General features: G+C 60.3%; 20 protein-coding genes. 4 read left to right on the top strand and 16 right to left on the bottom strand.

Annotation, left to right across the window (positions count from 1 at the left end):
- Nucleotide 1: 1 nt before the first annotated feature.
- The 13 genes from pdxJ to rpoE all read right to left on the bottom strand — a co-directional run bounded on the left by pdxJ (nt 2) and on the right by rpoE (nt 13,395).
- Nucleotides 2-742: a pyridoxine 5'-phosphate synthase gene (pdxJ, locus tag ACQUTG_RS15055; RefSeq protein WP_428920192.1), complete on the bottom strand. Its 741-nt coding sequence runs from the start codon at nt 740-742 to the stop codon at nt 2-4.
- Entirely contained in the window at nt 732-1,460 is a 729-nt protein-coding gene (recO, locus tag ACQUTG_RS15060; protein ID WP_428920193.1) for a DNA repair protein RecO, read from the bottom strand. The genes pdxJ and recO overlap by 11 nt, the downstream gene beginning before the upstream one ends.
- 7 nt (nt 1,461-1,467) lie before the next feature.
- Nucleotides 1,468-2,385 carry a GTPase Era gene (era, locus tag ACQUTG_RS15065; RefSeq protein ID WP_428920194.1) on the bottom strand — a complete coding sequence of 306 codons (918 nt, stop codon included), beginning with the start codon at nt 2,383-2,385 and terminating at the stop codon, nt 1,468-1,470.
- Entirely contained in the window at nt 2,385-3,074 is a 690-nt protein-coding gene (gene rnc, locus ACQUTG_RS15070) for a ribonuclease III (protein ID WP_428920195.1), read from the bottom strand. The genes era and rnc overlap by 1 nt, the downstream gene beginning before the upstream one ends.
- Nucleotides 3,071-3,460 (bottom strand): DUF4845 domain-containing protein, encoded by a 390-nt coding sequence (locus ACQUTG_RS15075; RefSeq protein WP_113861046.1) that lies wholly within the window; start codon nt 3,458-3,460, stop codon nt 3,071-3,073. The genes rnc and ACQUTG_RS15075 overlap by 4 nt, the downstream gene beginning before the upstream one ends.
- Nucleotides 3,461-3,487: 27 nt before the next feature.
- The gene (gene lepB, locus ACQUTG_RS15080) at nt 3,488-4,294 is read right to left on the bottom strand and encodes a signal peptidase I (RefSeq protein ID WP_428920196.1); all 807 of its coding nucleotides are present in this window, start codon (nt 4,292-4,294) and stop codon (nt 3,488-3,490) included.
- 15 nt (nt 4,295-4,309) lie between these two features.
- Nucleotides 4,310-6,112, bottom strand: coding sequence for a translation elongation factor 4 (gene lepA / locus ACQUTG_RS15085; RefSeq protein ID WP_428920197.1), 1,803 nt, complete (start codon nt 6,110-6,112; stop codon nt 4,310-4,312).
- A gap of 106 nt (nt 6,113-6,218) precedes the next feature.
- A complete protein-coding gene (locus ACQUTG_RS15090) occupies nt 6,219-8,945 on the bottom strand; it encodes a bifunctional diguanylate cyclase/phosphodiesterase (protein ID WP_428920198.1) in 2,727 nt (908 codons plus the stop codon).
- Nucleotides 8,946-9,070: 125 nt separating this feature from the next.
- Nucleotides 9,071-10,549 carry a DegQ family serine endoprotease gene (locus tag ACQUTG_RS15095; protein ID WP_428920199.1) on the bottom strand — a complete coding sequence of 493 codons (1,479 nt, stop codon included), beginning with the start codon at nt 10,547-10,549 and terminating at the stop codon, nt 9,071-9,073.
- 64 nt (nt 10,550-10,613) lie between these two features.
- The gene (locus ACQUTG_RS15100) at nt 10,614-11,078 is read right to left on the bottom strand and encodes a SoxR reducing system RseC family protein (protein WP_428920200.1); all 465 of its coding nucleotides are present in this window, start codon (nt 11,076-11,078) and stop codon (nt 10,614-10,616) included.
- The gene (locus tag ACQUTG_RS15105; protein WP_428920353.1) at nt 11,075-12,103 is read right to left on the bottom strand and encodes a MucB/RseB C-terminal domain-containing protein; all 1,029 of its coding nucleotides are present in this window, start codon (nt 12,101-12,103) and stop codon (nt 11,075-11,077) included. Before ACQUTG_RS15105 ends, ACQUTG_RS15100 begins: the two co-directional genes overlap by 4 nt.
- Nucleotides 12,104-12,124: 21 nt before the next feature.
- Nucleotides 12,125-12,694 carry a sigma-E factor negative regulatory protein gene (locus ACQUTG_RS15110; RefSeq protein WP_428920201.1) on the bottom strand — a complete coding sequence of 190 codons (570 nt, stop codon included), beginning with the start codon at nt 12,692-12,694 and terminating at the stop codon, nt 12,125-12,127.
- An 11-nt stretch (nt 12,695-12,705) separates the two neighbouring features.
- Nucleotides 12,706-13,395 carry an RNA polymerase sigma factor RpoE gene (rpoE, locus tag ACQUTG_RS15115; RefSeq protein ID WP_428920202.1) on the bottom strand — a complete coding sequence of 230 codons (690 nt, stop codon included), beginning with the start codon at nt 13,393-13,395 and terminating at the stop codon, nt 12,706-12,708.
- Between the two features lie 133 nt (nt 13,396-13,528).
- On the opposite strand from rpoE, the gene nadB reads away from it, so the two are divergent.
- Genes nadB through ACQUTG_RS15135 form a run of 4 tightly spaced genes read left to right on the top strand, consistent with a single transcriptional unit; the run spans nt 13,529 to nt 16,904 of the window.
- Nucleotides 13,529-15,136: an L-aspartate oxidase gene (gene nadB, locus ACQUTG_RS15120; protein WP_428920203.1), complete on the top strand. Its 1,608-nt coding sequence runs from the start codon at nt 13,529-13,531 to the stop codon at nt 15,134-15,136.
- Nucleotides 15,137-15,171: 35 nt separating this feature from the next.
- A complete protein-coding gene (locus ACQUTG_RS15125) occupies nt 15,172-15,444 on the top strand; it encodes a succinate dehydrogenase assembly factor 2 (RefSeq protein ID WP_428920204.1) in 273 nt (90 codons plus the stop codon).
- Nucleotides 15,428-15,889, top strand: a complete 462-nt coding sequence (locus ACQUTG_RS15130) for a hypothetical protein (RefSeq protein WP_428920205.1) — start codon at nt 15,428-15,430, stop codon at nt 15,887-15,889. Before ACQUTG_RS15125 ends, ACQUTG_RS15130 begins: the two co-directional genes overlap by 17 nt.
- A gap of 19 nt (nt 15,890-15,908) precedes the next feature.
- Nucleotides 15,909-16,904 (top strand): YgfZ/GcvT domain-containing protein, encoded by a 996-nt coding sequence (locus tag ACQUTG_RS15135; protein ID WP_428920206.1) that lies wholly within the window; start codon nt 15,909-15,911, stop codon nt 16,902-16,904.
- Here ACQUTG_RS15135 and ung read toward each other — a convergent pair.
- From ung to prfB, 3 genes are all read right to left on the bottom strand, one after another.
- A complete protein-coding gene (ung, locus tag ACQUTG_RS15140; protein WP_428920207.1) occupies nt 16,893-17,639 on the bottom strand; it encodes a uracil-DNA glycosylase in 747 nt (248 codons plus the stop codon). The genes ACQUTG_RS15135 and ung overlap by 12 nt on opposite strands.
- A gap of 97 nt (nt 17,640-17,736) precedes the next feature.
- Entirely contained in the window at nt 17,737-19,278 is a 1,542-nt protein-coding gene (lysS, locus tag ACQUTG_RS15145) for a lysine--tRNA ligase (protein ID WP_428920208.1), read from the bottom strand.
- A gap of 59 nt (nt 19,279-19,337) precedes the next feature.
- A protein-coding gene (prfB, locus tag ACQUTG_RS15150) for a peptide chain release factor 2 (RefSeq protein WP_428920209.1) occupies nt 19,338-20,433 on the bottom strand; the annotation gives its coding sequence in 2 pieces (ribosomal slippage) (nt 19,338-20,360 and nt 20,362-20,433; 1,095 coding nt in all).
- Between the last annotated feature and the right edge of the window lie 52 nt (nt 20,434-20,485).

Genomic DNA, 20,485 nt, shown 5'->3' on the forward strand with positions numbered 1-20,485 from the left:
GTCAGGCGCGACCGCAGGCCCGGTCCACAATCGCCTTCATGTCGGCGACCGCTTCCTTGAGGCCGGTGAATACCGCCCGGGCGATGATGGCGTGACCGATATTGAGTTCATTGATGCCGGGGGTCGCTGCCACCCGCTCGGTGTTGTGATAATGAAGGCCGTGGCCGGCATTCACTATCAGGCCCTTCTTGCGGGCATAGGCCACGGCGTTGGCGATAACCTGGAAAGCCTCATCTTCCTCCGCGGCGGTTTTTGCCTCGGCATACTCGCCCGTGTGCAGCTCCACCACCGGCGCACCGCAGCGAATCGCGGCATCAATCTGAACCGGATCCGGGTCGATGAACAGGGAGACCTCAGCTCCGATCCGACCCAGCCGCTCGCACGCCTTGGCGACCCGTGCTTCCTGACCATCGACGTCGAGACCACCCTCGGTGGTCAGCTCTTCCCGCTTCTCCGGCACCAGGCAGACACACTCCGGCCGTACTTGCTCGGCAAACGCCAGCATGGCGTCGGTCACGGCCATCTCAAGGTTCATCTTGGTCTGCAGGACTTCCCGCAGCAACAGGACGTCGCGATCCTGGATGTGGCGCCGGTCTTCCCTTGGATGGATGGTAATCCCGTCGGCCCCCGCTTCCTCGGCAAGGATCGCCGCCTGCACCGGATCCGGGTAACGGGTGCCACGGGCCTGGCGCAGAGTGGCCACGTGGTCGATGTTAACGCCAAGCAAGACTCTAGGATTCATCGTGTTCTCCCCGAAGGTGACTGAAAAGGCTTCGACTGTTCAATGGGCGGCCCTGCAGCAGATAATCGATCAGGACTCGCATGATCCGTTTTGCAAACCGGCGGCTCGCGACAGATTCCAGATCTCCGGCGGCAATGGCCAGCAGAACCTCACCCGGTAAATCCTGCAAACGCACACCCTGGAAAGGTTTAGAGACGATGCCCTGCTCCGGATCATAGCAGTAGCGCTGGCCGGCCTCGACCGCTTCACCAGTATCGGTGGTTTGGTCCCAGGCAAAATCGTAGCCAAGGGTACCGGCGAAGGTCTGCTCGAACCGGCGCAACACCGGTTCTATGTCGGAAGTGGCAGAGAGTTCGTTGATGGCATCAATGTAGGCTGCAAACAGGGTCGGATGAGGGTCGGCCACAGGAAGGATACGTTGCAGCAATTCGTTCAGGTACAGCCCGCTGTAGAGCGACGCGGTGCGTTTGAGCTCCGGCCCGGGACGCACTTCAACCTGGGTCAGAGTCTTGAGGTCACCGCGCCCGGTCCAGTCCAGCAGAAGTGGCTGGAACGGCTGAAGCTGCGCCTTGAGCGGGCTCCTGGCACTGTTCGCGCCCCGGGCAATGACGGTCATCCGGCCACGGTTCAGCGTGAAGACATCCACCATGAGGCTGGTCTCCCGCCACGGACGGCGGTGGATGACATAGGCGGGCTCCTGTTGCTCCGGCCCCCTCATAGACGCCTCAGAAGTCGTTCATGCCCAGGCTTTTGAGTGCCCGGTCACTGTCAGCCCAACCGCGCTTGACCTTGACCCACAACCGGAGCATGACCTTGCCTCCGAACATCCGTTCCATGTCGGTACGGGCTTCCTGGCCGATGCGACGCATGCGCTCGCCCTTGTCGCCGATGATGATCTTCTTCTGGCCTTCACGCTCCACCAGGATCAGGGCGGAAATGTGCAGGGTCTTGCCCTGATGCTTGAACTCTTCGATCTCCACCGCCACGGAATAGGGCAGCTCGGCACCCAGCTGTCGGGTGATCTTTTCCCGGACAATTTCCGCTGCCATGAATCGCTCGCTGCGATCGGTGATCTGGTCATCCGGGTAGAAGTGCACGCTCTCGGGCAGGTAGCGGCCAACCGCCTCTTCCAGGGGGTCAAGGTTGGTTTCCCGCAGCGCCGACAGCGGAATGATTTCCGCGAACTCCCGCTTTTTCGACAGCATCTCCAGGTGCGGCAACAGGGCGTCCCGGTTTTCCAGCTTGTCGACCTTGTTGACGGCCAGGATCACCGGGCACTTCACTCTGGAAAGTTTCTCCAGCACCATTTCATCCGCGGTGGTCCAGGCCAGCTGGTCCACCACGAACACCACCACATCGACATCAATCAGGGCCGATGAAGCCGCCTTGTTCATATAGCGGTTCAGCGCCCGGGGCTCGTCCTCGTGCATGCCCGGGGTGTCCACATAGATGGCCTGGACCGGGCCCTCGGTCTTGATGCCCAGCACCTGATGACGGGTGGTCTGGGGCTTGCGGGACGTAATACTCAGCTTCTGCCCCAGAATATGGTTCAGCAAGGTGGACTTGCCGACATTCGGGCGACCAACAATGGCCACGAATCCGCAACGGCTGTCGGGATTCTCGGGACGGGTAATATCATTCATCAGGAATTCTCCACACCCAACTCTTTCAGGGCGTTACGGGCCGCCTGTTGCTCGGCCACACGGCGGCTGCTGCCGGTGCCGGTGGTCTTGCGGTCCAGGGATGGCAGGGCGCAGGATACATGGAAGGTCTGGTTATGGGCTTCACCATCAACCGAGATGACGTCATAGCGCGGGAGCGGAAACTGCCGGGACTGCAGATACTCCTGCAGTCGGGTCTTGGGGTCCTTCTGGGTATCCTGGAGATCCAGGTTCCTCAGGCGCTGCTCGAACCAGCGCAGGACCTGGGAGCGACAGGTATGGAAATCGCTGTCCAGGTAGATCGCACCAATAATCGACTCCACGGCATCGGCGAGAATTGACTCACGGCGGAATCCGCCACTCTTGAGTTCACCGGAACCCAGCCGCAGGTATTTCCCCAACTCGAACTCCCGGCCGATCTCTGCCAGGGTCACCCCCTTGACCATGCGGGCCCGAAGCCGGCTCAACTGCCCTTCCCGGGCCTTGTCAAAGTTCAGGTACAGGTACTCGGCAATCACCATATTGACGATGGAGTCCCCCAGAAACTCCAGCCGCTCATTGTTCTGGTTGCCGTAACTGCGGTGTGTGAGCGCCAGCAGCAGCCGCTCCGGGGACTTGAACTGATAGCCGATGCGCCGCTGTAGCTGATCCAGATCCGGTTGTGAACTCACTTGCCCTTCAACTCATACTCATGCTTGAAGTGGATAACAGTATCCACGTTACTGAAAAGGTTGTTACGAACCTCGTAATCCACCTTGATCACGACAAATTCGCCATTCTTCTCCACTGAAATGTGCTTGGGATCGAAGCCACGCACATTGTTGACGCTCAGACGCTTGTTGATCAGGGTAAGCACCTGCGCCGGCCCCATATTCGAGAGACCCTCCGTGCCATCAAGGCTCTCCAGGGCCTCCTGAATGGTGATGTCATCGATATAAACCGGTCCCAGCTTGACCACCAGGGTCAACAGGCTACCGAAAAACAGCACCATGATCAGAATGGTCAGGACGGATGCGCCGCCCTGACGCCCCATCGTGGAGAGATTGTTTTTCTTCATTATAACTGCACTCCAGATTAGTCTGCGTTATTCGATACCACCGACACGATCAAAGGATGGCAGACTGGTGATTGATTTCCAGTGCATCCAGATCGCAAAGGCCTTGCCCACGATCAGCTCGTCCGGCACCGTGCCCCAGTAGCGGCTGTCGTTACTGTTGTCCCGGTTGTCGCCCATGACAAAATAATGGCCCTCGGGAACCACCCATTCGCCCTCTCCGGAGTTACCCGGGCGCCCAAGGGTGAGGAAGATATCATGCTCCACCTCGCCGAGGTCTTCCCGCCGCAGCTCCATCGGAGGCAGCCGGGCAATAAACCGGGTATCAACCAGTTCGCCGTTGATGAACAGCTGCTTGTCCTGATAACGGATGCGGTCCCCCGGCAGCCCGATAACCCGTTTGATGTAGTTGGTCTCGCCGTCTTCCGGGTACTTGAACACCATGACATCACCCCGCTCGGGGTTGCCGACTTCCAGGATCTTGGTGCCGGCCACCGGCAGGCGAATTCCGTAGGCGTATTTGTTGACCAGGATGAAGTCACCGACTTCCAGTGTCGGCAACATCGAACCGGACGGAATCTGGAAGGGCTCAACCAGGAACGACCGAAGTACCAGGACGATGGCCAGAACCGGGAAGAACGAGCGGCTCAGGTCAACCAGGTAGGGTTCTTTGGGTTCCTCTTCAGCGGATACCGGTTCAGCTTCCTGGCCGGTGCCCGGGCTGCTGGTCCGGGCGGCCGCAAGCCGCCGTTCACGCAGGAAGAGCTTGTCCGCCAGCCAGATCAGACCCGTCGCAAAGGTCAGTACTACCAGAACCAGGGGAAAATCGATATCCATCCGGATGCCTTCTGTTTATTTGTCGACTTTCAAAACGGCAAGAAACGCTTCCTGAGGCACCTCGACATTACCCAGCTGCTTCATACGCTTTTTACCTTCTTTCTGCTTCTGCAGCAGTTTCTTCTTACGGCTGACGTCACCGCCGTAACACTTGGCGGTCACGTTCTTGCGCAGGGCCTTGACGGTCACCCGGGCCACCACATGGGTACCGATGGCCGCCTGGATGGCAATATCAAACATCTGCCTGGGAATCAGTTCCTTCATCTTGTCGATGAGCTGACGCCCCTTGTAGTGTGCCTGCTCCTTGTGAACGATCAGTGCCAGGGCATCCACCCGTTCACCGTTGATCAGCACATCCAGTCGAACCAGATTCGCCGGCTGGAAACGCACAAAGTGGTAGTCCAGGGAGGCAAAGCCACGACTGGCCGACTTGATCCGGTCGAAGAAATCCATCACCACTTCCGCCATGGGCAACTCGTAGGTCAGCTGCACCTGGGTAGACATGAAGTGCATGTTCTTCTGGACGCCGCGCTTCTCCTCGCACAGGGCGATGACGTTGCCCAGGTGCTCCTGCGGCACGAGGATGTTGGCCTCGACGATCGGTTCACGCATCTCCTCGATGGAGCCAATATCCGGAAGCCTCGACGGGTTGTCCACCGACAGGGTCTCACCCTGCTTGGTCACCACTTCATAAATTACAGTCGGTGCGGTGGTGATCAGATCCAGGTCGTACTCGCGCTCGAGCCGCTCCTGGATGATCTCCATGTGCAGCATGCCCAGGAAACCACAGCGGAACCCGAAACCGAGCGCGTCGGAATTTTCCGGCTCGAAGAACAGGGAGGCGTCGTTCAGGGTCAGCTTTTCGAGGGCGTCACGGAAGTCGTCATAGTCGTCCGCGCTGACCGGGAACAGACCGGCGTAGACCTGCGGCTTGACCTTCTTGAAGCCGGGCAGCATCGGAGTCTCTGCCGCGAACTTCTGGTGCACGATGGTGTCGCCCACCGGGGCGCCATGGATGTCCTTGATACCGGCGACCACAAAACCTACGTCACCCGCCTCGAGGATATCGGTATCCTTGGGCTTGGGATTGAAAATACCCACCTTGTCGGCATTCCACGCCTTGCCGGTGGACTTGATTACAATCTTGTCACCCTTGCGCAGGGTGCCCTCGGTGACGCGTACCAGAGACACCACGCCCAGATAGTTATCAAACCAGGAATCGATGATCAGTGCCTGGAGCGGCGCGCTACGGTCGCCCTTGGGCGGTGGAATCTTGCGAATCAGGTCTTCCAGCACATCTTCCACGCCCACGCCACTCTTGGCGCTACAGCGCACGGCATCGGATGCCTCGATGCCGATGATGTCCTCGATCTCGGCGGCCACGCGGTCCGGCTCGGCCTGGGGCAGGTCCATCTTGTTCAGGACCGGCACCACCTCAAGACCCTGCTCGATGGCAGTGTAGCAGTTGGCCACGGACTGGGCTTCCACGCCCTGCCCGGCATCCACCACCAGCAGCGCACCCTCACAGGCGTACAGTGAACGGGACACCTCGTAGGAGAAATCCACATGCCCCGGGGTGTCGATGAAATTCAGTTTGTAGGTCTCACCATCCCGGGCCTTGTAGTTGAGCGTGACACTCTGGGCCTTGATGGTGATCCCGCGCTCCCGTTCCAGGTCCATGGAATCCAGGACCTGCTCGGCCATCTCACGGTCCGTCAGGCCGCCACAGATCTGGATAAAACGATCAGCGAGGGTGGATTTACCGTGGTCGATGTGGGCGATGATGGAAAAGTTACGGATTCGGCTCAGTTCAGTCACAGAAAATGAATACTCATAATTAAGACGAAGGATTGAGCCCGGAGGGGCCGCTACCGGGATCCGGGAACGGCGTGATTTTACCGGTTACCGCCGGCCATTGCCATGATCAGGAAATCAGCGGTTTCTCATACTGGCGAATCAGGAAGCCGATCAGGGCATCCTCATCCAGGGGATAACTGAACAGATTGCCCTGGCACTGGGCACAACCGGCGGTTTTCAGGAAACTCAGTTGCTGGAGCGTTTCCACGCCCTCAGCCACCACTGTCAGGTGGAGCTTGCGGGCCAGCGCGATCACGGCGGACGCAACATCGGTGGCGCTGACGTTGTAGGGAATGTCGCGAATGAAACGATGATCGATCTTGATTACATCCAGCGGCAACTGCTGCAACGCCACCAGTGAGCAGGAACCGGTACCGAAATCGTCGAGGATCAGGCAGACGCCCAGGTCATTGAGGGCCACCAGCAGTTCCCGGAGCATGCGCGGATCCTCATTCAGCAATTCCGCCGGCATTTCGAGCTCCAGCCGTTCCGGCGAGACCCCGGTTTCGGTGATGACCTGCCGAACCATATCCAGGAAACCGCTGTCGGTCAGCTGTCGCACCGAGAGGTTCACCGCCATTTTCAGGGACTCGAAGCCGGCCCGCTCAAGCGCCTGCACCTGGATACAGGCCTGGCGCAGAGCCTGCTCACCCAGGCGCACGATCAGCCCGGTTTCCTCGGCAAGCCCAATAAACTGCTGGGCCGACACCAGACCTTTCTCCGGATGGTGCCAGCGCAGGAAGGCTTCAACCCCGATCACCCGGTTGGTGTTCAGGTCCACCTTGGGCTGGTAATGCAGGACAAAGCGGTCCTCATCCAATGCGGTCGCCAGCTCTTCCTGCTGCAAAAGCCGGCGGGCGGCCTGGATATTCATGGCCGGCGTGAAGAACTGGTAGGTATTCCGACCGACTTCCTTGGCGCGGTACATCGCCAGGTCCGCGTATTTCATCAGCGTGCCGGAATCCTCGCTGTCATGGGGTACCATGGTGATGCCGATACTGACGGTGACGCCAACCTCATGGTCATTGAGGCGAACGCGCTGGCACAACCGTCGCAGAATGGTATCCGCCACCTTGCCGGCGGCATCCGGGCCACTGATTCTGGACAGCAGCACCACGAACTCGTCTCCGCCCAGACGTGCGACCGAATCTTCCTCCCGGACACACCCTTCCAGCCAACAGGCTACCTGGCGCAGCAACTCGTCGCCGGCATCGTGGCCAAGGGTATCGTTAATACGTTTGAAACCGTCAAGATCCAGGAACATCAGGGCTGCCGAGTCTCCGCTGCGGCGACAACGGCGAACCACATGGTTGAGACGGTCCCGGAACAGCTGACGGTTAGCCAGGCCGGTGAGCGGGTCGTAAAACGCCAGTCGATGCAGTTCCGATTGCGCCGCCTTGAGCTGGGTGAGGTCGCGCAGGCTGAGTACCACACCGTTGACCCCCGGCACCGACAGCATGGCGGTGTAGGTACCCTCCATATCCCGCCACTGGCCGCCGGCATCCCGGATCCGGGCCCGGATGACCGGCATCTGTTTGCCCGGAGACTTCACTGACTCCTCAAACCCGCGCTGGAGCTGTGGCCAGTCGTCGCTGTGAACCAGTTCATCGAAGCCCATTTCAGGCACTTTCTCCGGCTCGAACCCGAGGATATCGAGACTGGATGGGCTGGCATAGAGAGGCTGGCCATTGCGATCCATCACCAGGGTCACATTGGCAGCACCCTCGGTAATGGCCCGGTAACGGCCGGCCGTGATCTGGGCCATCAGGCGGGAACGGACCAGGGCCAGCACGAACAGGAGCAACAGAACACTTATGACCACGCCACTGCCCAGGACGATGGGCGGTCTGGGATCGGAGGCCAGGTAATCGAAGGCCGGTGTGGAACGGGTCTGCAACAGCCAGTCACGGCCACCATGGGTGATGGTCTGGCTCATATCGAAACTGAACTCGTTATCCAGGGAGCCCAGATTCGAGCCATACATGACCGCGTCCCGACTAATGATGCCGTTGTCATAGATCCTGACATCCAGGAAGGGAGCAATCAGCCCGACAATACCGTCGAGCAGGTTGTTCATGCGGAAAGCACTGAAGACATAGCCCGCCAGCATCATCCGACGCTCGGCGCGGTTCTCGGGAATGGCGCCGCCCTGATAGACCGGATAGTACATCAGGAAGCTGGCCTGGTCCTCGGCCACCTCTTCCTGCACCAGCACCACCTTTGGCGTGACGGTGGGTCGGGCCTCATCCCTCGCTCTTTCCATGGCCTGCCGGTGACTGGGGTCGCTGAAGGCGTCGTAACCAAGCGCACGCAGGTTCTGTTCCGTGCCCGGCTCCAGATAAACCATGGGGTAATAGTACGGGCCGGTGCCCAGGGGGCTCACCAGATAGTCATGAACACCCTCCTCCCTGACCGAGGCAATATGGTCCGCCATCTCCCGGACCCCGATACGCTGGACATAACCGATGCCCTGGATTCCGGGGTAATAGCGGTTGATATCGACCTTGTCCACGTATTCGCGCCATTGGTCCCGGGAGACGTCGCCGGCCACGGCAAACAGCCCGGCACTGCCTGCCAGGACCTGTTCGTAATTCAACAGACGTTCTTCGATTGCGGTCTTGAGCTGGAGCGACTGGGTCCGGAATCGTGCCTCGGTTCGATCTTCAACCAGACGGATGGACACCTGCCACAGGACAATCGTTACGGCGATACCAACGGCGAATACCAGCCAGGCAACCCAGGCGTTGCGAAATTCCAGCAGTCTGCGGAGGGGAAGTTCCTTGTTGTTCATCATCGGTCCGGGTCCGTTCCATGGCCTCTTTTTTTCGGTTCGCGCGAGTATAGCAAAAGCCCCCGGGCCTGTCGCTCCGACCGGCCCGGGGGCTATGTGACTGCGTTTACAGTTTCAGGATGGCCGGATCAGGGCTTCATAACCAGATACAATGCCCGACCCTGACGCACGATTCGTACCGATACGGCCCGGTCCTCCGGCAGGGATGACACTACCTCCCGGAAGTCGGCAACCGAGCGTACCTCCCGACGATTGATTTCGGTGATCACATCCTTGGGCCGAATTCCCGCTTCGAACGCCGGGCCGCGGCCGATGTCGGTGACCACCACACCGCCCGGAACCCCGAGCGAATCAGCCAGTTCCGCAGGCAGCGGTTCAATGGTCATGCCCAGGGGTGCTGAAGAGGAACCTCCGTTTTTGCCAGCCGGCGCCTGGCTCTGTGCCTGGCCGTCGTTCGGCAGTTGTCCGATCTCCACATCCAGCATTATTTCCTCGCCCCCGCGCAGGACGGTCAGTCGGGCCGTCTCGCCCACCGGTGTACGACCAACCATAGGCGGCAGGTCCGAAGAGAATTGGACTTCATCACCATCATACTCGAGCACGATATCACCGGACTGCAGCCCTGCCTGTTCGGCCGGAGAACCTTCCATCACTTCGGCAATCAGCGCACCACGGGGCCGCTTCAGACCAAAGGATTCAGCCAGGTCACGGTTGACCTCCTGGATCAGGACACCGAGCCAGCCGCGGGACACCATGCCCTTGTCACGGATCTGCCGGAATACATTCATGGCATCGTCAATGGGGATAGCGAAGGAAACGCCCATGAATCCCCCCGAGCGGGTATAGATCTGCGAGTTGATACCGACAACCTCGCCATCCATGTTGAACAGGGGCCCGCCGGAGTTACCCGGGTTGATGGCGACGTCGGTCTGGATGAACGGAACATAGTTTTCACTGGGCAGGGAACGTCCCAACGCACTGACAATGCCGGCGGTCACGGTGTAATCAAAACCGAACGGTGAGCCGATGGCGAAAACCCACTCGCCAACTTTCAGATCCCGGGATTTGCCAACCTTGACCACGGGCAGGTCGCCACCGTCCTCGATTTTCAGTACGGCCATGTCGGAGCGCGGGTCGGTGCCCACCAGTTTGGCCGGCAACTCGCGCCGGTCATTCAGGCGAACGACAATTTCATCGGCACCCTCGACCACATGATTGTTGGTCAGCACATAGCCGTCACTGGAGACAATGAAACCGGACCCCATAGACCGCCGGGGCTGGGCGCCTCCGGGCGAGCCACCGAAGGGTGACTGGGGACCGCGGAAAAAGTGCTGGAAGAATTCAGGCATCTGTTCCAGCTGGCGCTCATCAAAGGGCATGCCTCCGAAACCGGTGTTGCCACCCTTGGGTTCGGTGGTGGTGCTGATATTGACCACGGCACCGGAGTTTTCCTCCACCAGCCCGGTAAAATCCGGGAGACTACGGGCTGCAACGCCCTGGCTCCAGAACACCATCACCATGACGGACATCATCAGCAGGGCACCCAGTACCTTGTCGATCCGGAACGCGGGTAATGTCCGGGTGGCCACTGTTATCTCTCTCGGCATGTTGAACCCCCATGTATTAACAACTGATAAGGTTAGTTTTGAGGCCCGGTAAAGCGTTTTCAACTTACAAATCGGTAGGATTTATAGACAGGTTCGGGCCACGATCCGGATTGCGCCGCAGAAGCTTCGGCTCGTAGCCGCCACGACGGCCGGGCAGGAACCTGGTCAGGAGAAAGCCGCCAGCGAGGCCGGCAGCAGCACCCAGCATGGCGCCACCATCACTGCCTCCTGACAGATTGTGGCCGGCGATGGTTGCCAGCACCATGGCAACGAGCGGAACGGCGTAAACCACCACGGAGGCACCCAGCAGGGCCTGTTCCTCGATACCAATGGTCACTTCATCGCCCACCCTGGCATTGATGCTATTGGCGACCAGGACCTGATTGGCCCGACCGCCGGTCACTGACGCCAGCGCTCTCTGACCACAACCACTGCGGGCCGAACAGCTCTGGCAAGCACTCGCCCGAATGGTTTGCACCCAGGCATGATCGCCCTTGATCGCGATGACTTTGCCGGTTTCGGTAATCACGAGCCATTACCCTCAAGCGCCAGGCTGTCCTGCACCCGGACCGACTCGGCGACCCTCCGGGCCGTTGCCGGCGGGACTTCGCCCACCACGGTCACCAGGAATTCGCGTCCTCCGGACTCAAGTGCATGCATGTAGATAGTGGTGGCGCCGATACGGGAAGCGCCCCTGGGCATGTTCAGACGGCCGGCCGGCTCGACAAACACCGAGAATGCCGCCAGACCATCAGAAAACGCGACGACCTGACCGCGGCCGGCCCGGGGAGCCGCCGCGGGTGCGAAACCGTCGGGACGCCACCCCAGTTCCCAGCCGTTCATTCTGGCAACCGGTGAAGCCTCGGCAAGTCCATCATCGGCAGCCAGGCTCCGGGAAATCTCGCGGCCCTCGGTCCGGATCTCGAACTCCTCGTCCGGGATATTGTCGGTAATCTCCAGGCTGGTGAACTGGAACTGCTCCATTACCTCTCCCGACGAGGCCCGGACATGGCTTTTCACCAGCAAGCCGGTTGTTCTCTCCAGCCATAACCGGTGGCTGTAGCGGTACTCGTCCCGGGATCTGAGCGCGATCTCGACCGCCTCATAGCCGGCAACCCGGTCCTCGCCCACCATCTCGGCACTGTACCAACGACTGACCGGCATCAACTGGCTGGTAAATGCCTCCGCGAAGGGGCCGGACGGAATGACCTGATCCAGGCGGATCCGGCCCCGGTCCGGCAGCACACAGACCACATTGACACCGCGCCGGACAATCTCGCCGCTGCCTCCGTCCTGCATCACCAGGCGTTCCTCGACGATGCCGTCACGGTAGCGATGAGCGATCTGCATGGAGTGCACCTGATCGCCCCGGGCGTAGACAAAAACGCCACGATAGGACGTCATATTGAGGGCCGGCGCCAGGCGCTCCAGCCACTGGTTCACCTCACTCCTGTCACTGTCCGCAGCCGCCAGGCCGGGAATTGTCAAGGCAAGAACCGCCAGCAACAGGGCCGGAATGGCAGAAGCTCTCAAGTGTGACGACAGCCTGTTCATGCGCATTCGCACTCCAAGATATCAGTATCCATTGCCGGCACTGACCACCCGGGCATAACCGACCGCGCCGCGCCCCGCCCCGACACTGTTGTGCTGGGCGTGCTCCAGCAGGTACTGACTCATTTGTTCCCACTGTTCTTCATCAAGACCCTGCAGCGCCACTTCGCGAACCGGGGCAGTGGCAGCACCCTGGTCAGGGAAAGATTGTGCAGCCATTTCCGGTGCACCGGCTGCCGCCGAACCTTCCCTCGAATCCCAGCCAGCACCGGCGCCAAATCCCACGACCAGGGCTACCGCAACCATTGCGACTGCCGGCCAGCGCCAGCGTACAGCCGGAGAAATGCCTTTTGCCGACGGACGCTGACGGACGCTTCCCGGGCGGCCATCGAGTGCCTCCCGGACATGGGCACTGACATCCACACCCTCCGCCGGTGTATGGCCACTGTGCATCAGATCCCGGACCTGCTGCCACCGCTGCCACTGGTCGCGCACCCGGGTCTGGTCATGATGGGACAGCAGCCGGCGTACCGATAGCTCATCCGCTTCATCATCCATCATGGCCGACAGGGTTTCTCTGAGACGATCATCCATCGGATGCAACCTCAAGTTGTCTCTGTGTGATTGAGCAATGGGCCAAGATGCCGATCCACGGCATCCCGCGCCCGGAAAATACGGGAACGGACGGTTCCGATCGGACATTCCAGAATCTTGGCGATGTCCTCGTAACTGAGACCATCGTACTCGCGCAACAGGAAGGCCGAACGCAATTCTTCCGGTAATTCGGTAATGGCCCGGGACAACTCCTCCTGCAACTGCTCACGCTGCAACAGTCGCTCAGGTGAAGCCGGATCCCTCAGCCGGATACCGTCATCAAAATTTTCAGCATCTGAGACATCGGCACTGGCCTGCGGGCGCCGGCCCCGGGATTCCAGGAAGTTCTTGGCGGTATTGACCGCAATCCGATACAGCCAGGTGTAAAACGCGCTGTCTCCCCGGAACCGATCAATGGCGCGATAGGCCTTGACGAATGTTTCCTGGGTCAGGTCCATCACTTCCTGGGAATCGTAGACATAACGACTGATGATTGAGGCTACTCGAGTCTGGTATTTGACCACGAGCAGGTCGAAAGCCGCCCGATCGCCGTTGCGGACCTTGCGCACGAGCTGGAGGTCCGTCTGGCTGTCGGAATGCTCACCCTGTGTCTGATTCTGTTCAGGCGTCATGGACGGTTTGCCGGTTTTCCCTGATGTTGTGGCCAGCTTTTCGGCCGTTGCGAGATTTGCTTGAGTCATCACTGCTGTCCGGCGTCCGTTTTTGTCCATTTTGGGCGCACCCTCCACAGGGGCGCGCCGTCAGGCCAAATAGACAGCAGGCGTAAAGTTTAGTTCAATACACGTCCACATTATGGCCCGCGATATCGATCCAATGCCACAGTCCTACGAATACGATGTTCTCATTATCGGCAGTGGTGCTGCCGGTCTTACTGTTGCCCTGAACCTGCCGAAGCACCTCAGCATCGGAGTCATCAGCAAGGCTGACATCAGCAGTGGCGCCACGCTTTGGGCCCAGGGCGGTATTGCCGCAGTGCTGGATGACAAGGATTCAGTCGAGAACCATATACAGGACACCCTGGCGGCGGGCGGCGGTCTCTGCCACGAGGACGCTGTGCGCTTCACTGTGGAGAACAGCAAGGACAGCATCGACTGGCTGATTGAATCCGGGGTGGATTTTACCCGCGAGGATGACAGCGAACACTACCACCTTACCCGAGAAGGCGGACACAGTCACCGGCGTATCATCCACGCCGCCGATGCCACCGGGCATGCAGTGTCGACCACCCTGACCTCCCAGGCGCAGGCGCGTTCCAACATTCATCTCATGTCGAAGCGGGTAGCAGTGGACCTGATCACCAACCGCAAACTGTCGCTGCCCGGTAACCGCTGTGTGGGCGCCTATATACTTAATCTGGAAGACAACCACGTGGAACTCTTCCGGGCCCGGTTCACCGTCATCGCCACCGGGGGTGCCTCGAAGGCCTACCGTTACACCACCAACCCTGATGGCGCCTCGGGGGATGGCATTGCCATGGCCTGGCGCGCCGGATGCCGGGTCGCCAACATGGAGTTCAATCAATTCCACCCGACCTGCCTGTACCACCCCCACGCCAAGTCGTTCCTGATCACCGAGGCGGTTCGTGGCGAGGGAGGGTTGCTGAAGCTGCCCGACGGCACCCGTTTCATGGACCGTTTTGACGAACGGGCCGAGCTGGCTCCCCGGGACATCGTCGCCCGCGCCATCGACCATGAAATGAAGCGCCTGGGTGTCGACCACGTTTACCTGGACATCAGCCACAAACCGGCGGATTTCATCAAGCACCACTTCCCGACTATCTATGAGAAATGTCTCGGGTTTGGCATCGATATCACCCGGGAACCGATTCCGGTGGTTCCGGCCGCGCACTATACCTGCGGCGGCATCATCAGCGACGAACGGGCACGGACCGATGTCAACCAGCTTTACGCCGTCGGCGAAGCCGCCTTCACCGGCCTGCATGGAGCCAACCGCATGGCCAGCAACTCTCTGCTGGAATGTCTGGTATACGGCCGGGCCGCTGCCGCCGACATTGCCCGCCGGGAATCGGATATTCCGCCACCTCCGGACGCCCCGGAGTGGGACGAGAGCCAGGTCCGGGACTCCGATGAGGACGTTGTCATCTCCCACAACTGGGACGAACTGCGCCACTTCATGTGGGACTATGTCGGCATTGTGAGGACCACCAAACGACTCCAGCGCGCCAAGCACCGGGTCGACCTGCTGGACCGGGAGATCAGCGAGTTCTACAGCAACTACCGGGTCTCCAATGATCTGCTGGAACTGCGCAATCTGGTCACCGTGGCTGACCTTATAATCTGTTCGGCACTGCAGCGCCGGGAAAGCAGGGGTCTGCATTACACCCTTGATTACCCGGGACTGCTCAACGAAGCCCGCGATACGGTACTGGTTCCGACCACCTACCGGACCCAGGCCCCCTGATCCTTCAAATTCTCTGGAAAACTGGCGATACCATTATGTCCCACACTCCCTCTACGTCTGACAACCCCGAGTTCAAGCGCCTCTGGTGGCACAGCCGCCGCGGCATGCTGGAACTTGACGTGCTCCTGGTGCCGTTCGTGGAAGAGGTCTACCGCGACCTTGAGCCCGAAGACCAGGCCCGTTACCAGAAACTGCTCAGCTGCGAGGACACCGATATGTTCGAGTGGTTCATGCAGCGCAGCCGACCGGAAGACCCGGATCTCCAGCGCATCGTCGACATGATCCTGAACCGTGTCCAGCCGGATTGATCTCCGGCTGTCCCCCTCTGTCAGCGCCGGCCTGATTGCGACTCTGCCCTGGCTGGCACTACTCGCCTTCGCCCTGACCGCAGCCGCCGGGACCCGGCCCTGGATGCTGGCCCTCGCCCCGGTGGCAGGCGCCGGGGCGATCCTGCACTATCGCCGTTTTGGCCTGCTTCGCGGCAAACGCTCGGTTACCGGCCTGGCGCTCGAAGCCGGGAAGCTGCAGGCGATACTTCCCGGGCGGGAGGCCATTCCGGTCCAGCCCTGCCGTGCCAGCCGGCTCGGCCCGATGCTGACGCTCTTGAAACTTCGTCCGACAGGCTCCAGATTAGGGGCGTACTACCTCATTCTCCTGGCCCCTGAGCCATGGCCTGGTGGCAATGTCTGTCCGGACCAGTTCCGACGGTTGCGCCAATGGCTGCGCCTGGGCCAGTCGCAGTTGTCCAACTGATACACGACCCGGAGTTTCCATGACCGACACGGATACTGCTGTTCCCAAACAACCAGAAACCGCCAGCCTGCCGCTGCCCGATCAGGGCTACGTCAGACTCACTGACCGGATCCTGGTACGGGTGTCAGGCCCCGGAACCGACAAGTTTCTCCAGGGCCAGTTCAGCCAGCACCTCGAGGAGGTCACTGCTGATCGTGCCCTTCGCGCAGCCGCCAGCAGCCCGAAGGGACGCGCCTATTGCCTGACCCGACTGGCCCGCGACGGGGACAGCGTCATTCTGGACCTCCCGGCCGCACTCGCGGAGCAGACTCTGGGCCAGCTGCGGAAATACCTGATGCTGTTTCGGGGTACGACCATGGAAACCCTCGACGACGGTGTCATCTGGGGCATCCTGGGACAGGAGACAGCACGAGCGGCTGTCGACCGGGATATTTCCGGGCTCCGGGCTCCGGGCGACGCACTCGGAATCGACTCAGGCCTACTGATCCGGGTTGAATCCGATGATCGTGGTATCGAAAGGTACGAACTCTGGCAGACCTCCGGTAACCAGCCGGTTTTCAGAGCCGCCTCACAGCTATCACTGGCAGACTGGCACGCAACCGAGATTGCAGCTGGTGTTCCGGCCCTTGATGAGGCCGGCTGGGAGGCGTTCGTGCCACAGATGCTCAACCTTCAGCACCTGGGCGGCATCCATTTCAAGAAAGGCTGTTATACCGGTCAGGAGGTCATCGCCCGCATGCATTTCCTCGGACAGCTGAAAAAAAGCCTGTTCCGGTTCCGCAGTTCCGGCGACGTCACGCCCGGCGCCGATGTCAAAAAGGGCGACCGGACCGTTGGCACGGTGGTCAACCGGGTGCCCTTCAGCGATGGTTCAGTAGAATTGCTGGCGGTGATTCGCCACGATGCCGCAGACCAGGCATTATCAGTGGAGGGCAACAACCTGACTGCCCTGCCCCTGCCCTATGCCGTGCCGGAGCGCGAGCAAGGGGGTGATCAGGAATCTTCAGCCGGCTGACGCAGGCTTGCGATAGCGGGCAATCAGCTCCGCCCTGGCGGGCAGCGACCAGTCGATGGGCGACTGTCCGTTGCCCTGGAGCCATTCGTTGGCCCGTGAGAAGTGTTTGCAACCAAAGAAACCCCGATACGCACTGAGGGGCGAGGGATGCGGACCTTCCAGCACCAGATGCCGGTTACGATCAATGTGCCGGCCCTTTTTCCGGGCGTAACTACCCCAGAGCAGGAACACCACGCCTTCGCGTTCCCGGTTGACTGTCTCGATCACCCTGTCGGTAAAGGTTTCCCAGCCCTTGCCCTGATGGGCACCGGCCTGGCCCTGCACTACCGTCAGAACACTGTTCAGCAACAGCACCCCGCGCTCCGCCCAGGGTTGAAGGCAGCCATGGTCTGGTGGCTCGATCCCCAGATCATCCCGGATTTCCTTGAAGATATTGACCAGCGAGGGCGGAACCGGAACCTCCGGTCGCACGGAGAAACACAGGCCGTGCGCCTGGCCGGGGCCGTGATAGGGGTCCTGGCCGAGGATCACCACTTCCACCTTACCCAGCGGCGTGCTGTTCAGGGCATTGAAACAGTGGGTGCTGGGCGGGTAGATCACCTTCCCGGCCTGCTCTTCCGCCGCCAGGAACTCCGCCAGCTGCTGCATGTAGGGCTGGCTGAATTCGCCGGTGAGATGGTCGTCCCAGCCACGTCCGGGTTTCAGTTGGCTGGCCAGGGTTTGGGCGGGGTGCATGGCCGACTCCTGGGGAATCGCTGGGTTGGTTAAAGTTGGGGTCAGATGAAAGCTTTCATCTGACCCCGTCCTGGAAGACATCCGCCGGGTTGAGCGGTTACTCTTCGTCTTCCGCCTGCTGATGCTCGACCTTGTGCTCCGGGCGCATGTGCGGGAACAGGATGACGTCGCGGATGGACGGCGAATCGGTCAGCAGCATGGCCAGGCGGTCGATACCGATGCCCTCACCGGCGGTAGGGGGCAAACCGTACTCCAGCGCCATGACGTAGTCCTCGTCATAGAACATGGCCTCGTCATCCCCGGCGTCCTTTTCCGCCACCTGGGCGTGGAAACGTTCGGCCTGGTCTTCGGCGTCATTGAGCTCGGAGAAGCCGTTAGCCAGCTCGCGACCGCCCACGAAGAACTCGAACCGTTCGGTGACAAACGGATCATCGTCCTTGCAGCGTGCCAGCGGCGACACTTCCTTCGGATAATCGGTAATGAACGTCGGTTGCACCAGCAGGTGCTCGGCCGTTGCCTCGAAGATCTCCACCAGCACCTTTCCCAGACCCCAGGTGTCCTTGAGCTGGATACCGAGCTCATCGGCCACCCGGCGGGCACTGGCTTCATCGCCCAGTTGGCCGGCCTGGATGTCCGGATTGTGTTCAAGGATTGCCTCAACCACAGTCATCCGCTTGAACGGCATGCCGAAATCGTACTCCACGGTCTCGGTTTCGCCGTTGGCCAGCTCACGGGTGTTGACCACCGTGGTGGTGCCCAGCACTTCCTTGGTGATCTGCCGGAGCATGTCTTCCGTCAGATCCATCAGATCGTTGTAATCGGCATACGCCTGGTAGAACTCCACCATGGTGAACTCGGGGTTGTGCCGGGTGGAGAGGCCTTCGTTACGGAAGTTTCGGTTGATCTCGAACACCCGCTCGAAACCGCCAACCACCAGCCGCTTGAGGAAGAGTTCCGGCGCGATGCGCATGTACATGTCGATGCCCAGGGCGTTGTGATGGGTCACGAACGGGCGTGCCGTGGCGCCACCAGGAATTACCTGCAGCATCGGGGTTTCCACTTCCATGAAACCACGGGCATTGAAGTAGTTGCGCATGCTGTTGATCAGTCGCGTGCGGATCTGGAAGGTCTTGCGGGTTTCCTCGTTGACCATCAGGTCCACATAGCGATGCCGGTAGCGGGCCTCCATGTCGGTCAGGCCCTTATGCTTCTCGGGCAGCGGCCGCAGTGATTTGGTCAGCAGCACGTAGTCGTCCATGGTGACGTAAAGATCACCTTTGCCGGACTTCGAGAGGGTGCCCCGGACACCAATGATGTCACCCAGATCCCAGTGTTTGGTCTCCTTCTGGACATCCTTGGTGGCGTAGACCTGGATGCGACCGGTCATGTCCTGAACCACTTTGAACGCCTTTCGGTCGAGCATCATGCGGCCAGCGATGGCCACCTTGATATCAAGCTGCTCCAGCTCCTCCTTGCTCCTGTCACCATATTTCTCCTGCAGCTCGGCAGCGGTGGCATCGCGACGGAAGTCGTTGGGGAACGGATGGCCGTGGCGGCGCATGTCAGCCAGTTTGGCGCGGCGCTCGGCAATCAGCTTGTTGTCCTCGTGCTGTGCGGCGTGTTGGGTGTGTTCAGTCATGTTGGCTCACTAGGATTCGGATTGTCCGGTTTAGTCGGGTTGGACGAGAATGGCGCCGGTTACAGCGCCATCTTCAGACTGGCTTCAATGAACTTGTCGATATCGCCGTCCAGAACCGCCTGGGTGTTGCTGGTTTCCACTTTGGTGCGCAGGTCCTTGATCCGGCTGTCATCGAGGACGTAGGAACGGATCTGGCTACCCCAGCCGATATCGGCCTTGGCATCCTCCGCCTTCTGTTTCTCGGCGTTACGCAGCTGCATCTCGCGTTCAAAGAGCTTGGCCTTCAACTGCTTCATGGCCTGGTCTTTGTTCTGGTGCTGGCTTCGGCCAGCCTGACAGGCCACCACGATACCGGTCGGGTTGTGGGTCAGTCGCACGGCAGACTCGGTCCGGTTTACGTGCTGACCACCGGCACCGGAGGCACGGTAAACGTCCACACGCAGGTCCGCCGGATTAATCTCGATCTCGAAGCTGTCATCCACTTCCGGAGATACGAACACAGAAGAGAACGAGGTGTGGCGACGGTTGCCGGAATCGAACGGGGACTTGCGGACCAGACGGTGCACGCCGGTTTCGGTGCGCAGCCAGCCATAGGCATAGTCACCCTGGATATGGACAGTGGCACTCTTGATGCCGGCCACTTCCCCTTCCTGCAGTTCGACAATTTCCGCCTTGAAGCCACGGCGCTCGGCCCACCGCAGATACATGCGCAGGAGCATGTTGGCCCAGTCCTGGGCTTCGGTGCCACCGGAGCCGGCCTGGATGTCCAGGTAAGCATTGTTGGCGTCCATCTCGCCGGAGAACATGCGGCGGAATTCCAGCTTCTGCAGTTCGCCATCGAGCGCATCCAGATCAGACTGGATCTCGTCAACAGTGCCTTCATCGTCTTCCTCAACCGCCATCTCCAGCAGGCTTTCGGCATCGCTGAGGCCGGTGGTGAGGTTGTCGATGGTGTGGACGATCAGTTCAAGGTCCGACCGCTCCTTACCCAGGCCCTGGGCCCGCTCGGGATTGTCCCAGACGCTGGGTTGTTCGAGTTCCCGCTCTACTTCGACCAGACGTTCACTACGCTGATCATAGTCAAAGATACCCCCTCAGCGCTTCAGTGCGCTCGCGAAGCTCTTTGATCTTCGTCACTATGGGATTGATTTCCATGAAACCCTTTCTCGCTTTGGCAAATGGGGTGTAAAACAGAGGCGGAATTCTA

This window comes from Marinobacter sp. DUT-1 (assembly GCF_050379415.1).
GTDB lineage: Bacteria > Pseudomonadota > Gammaproteobacteria > Pseudomonadales > Oleiphilaceae > Marinobacter.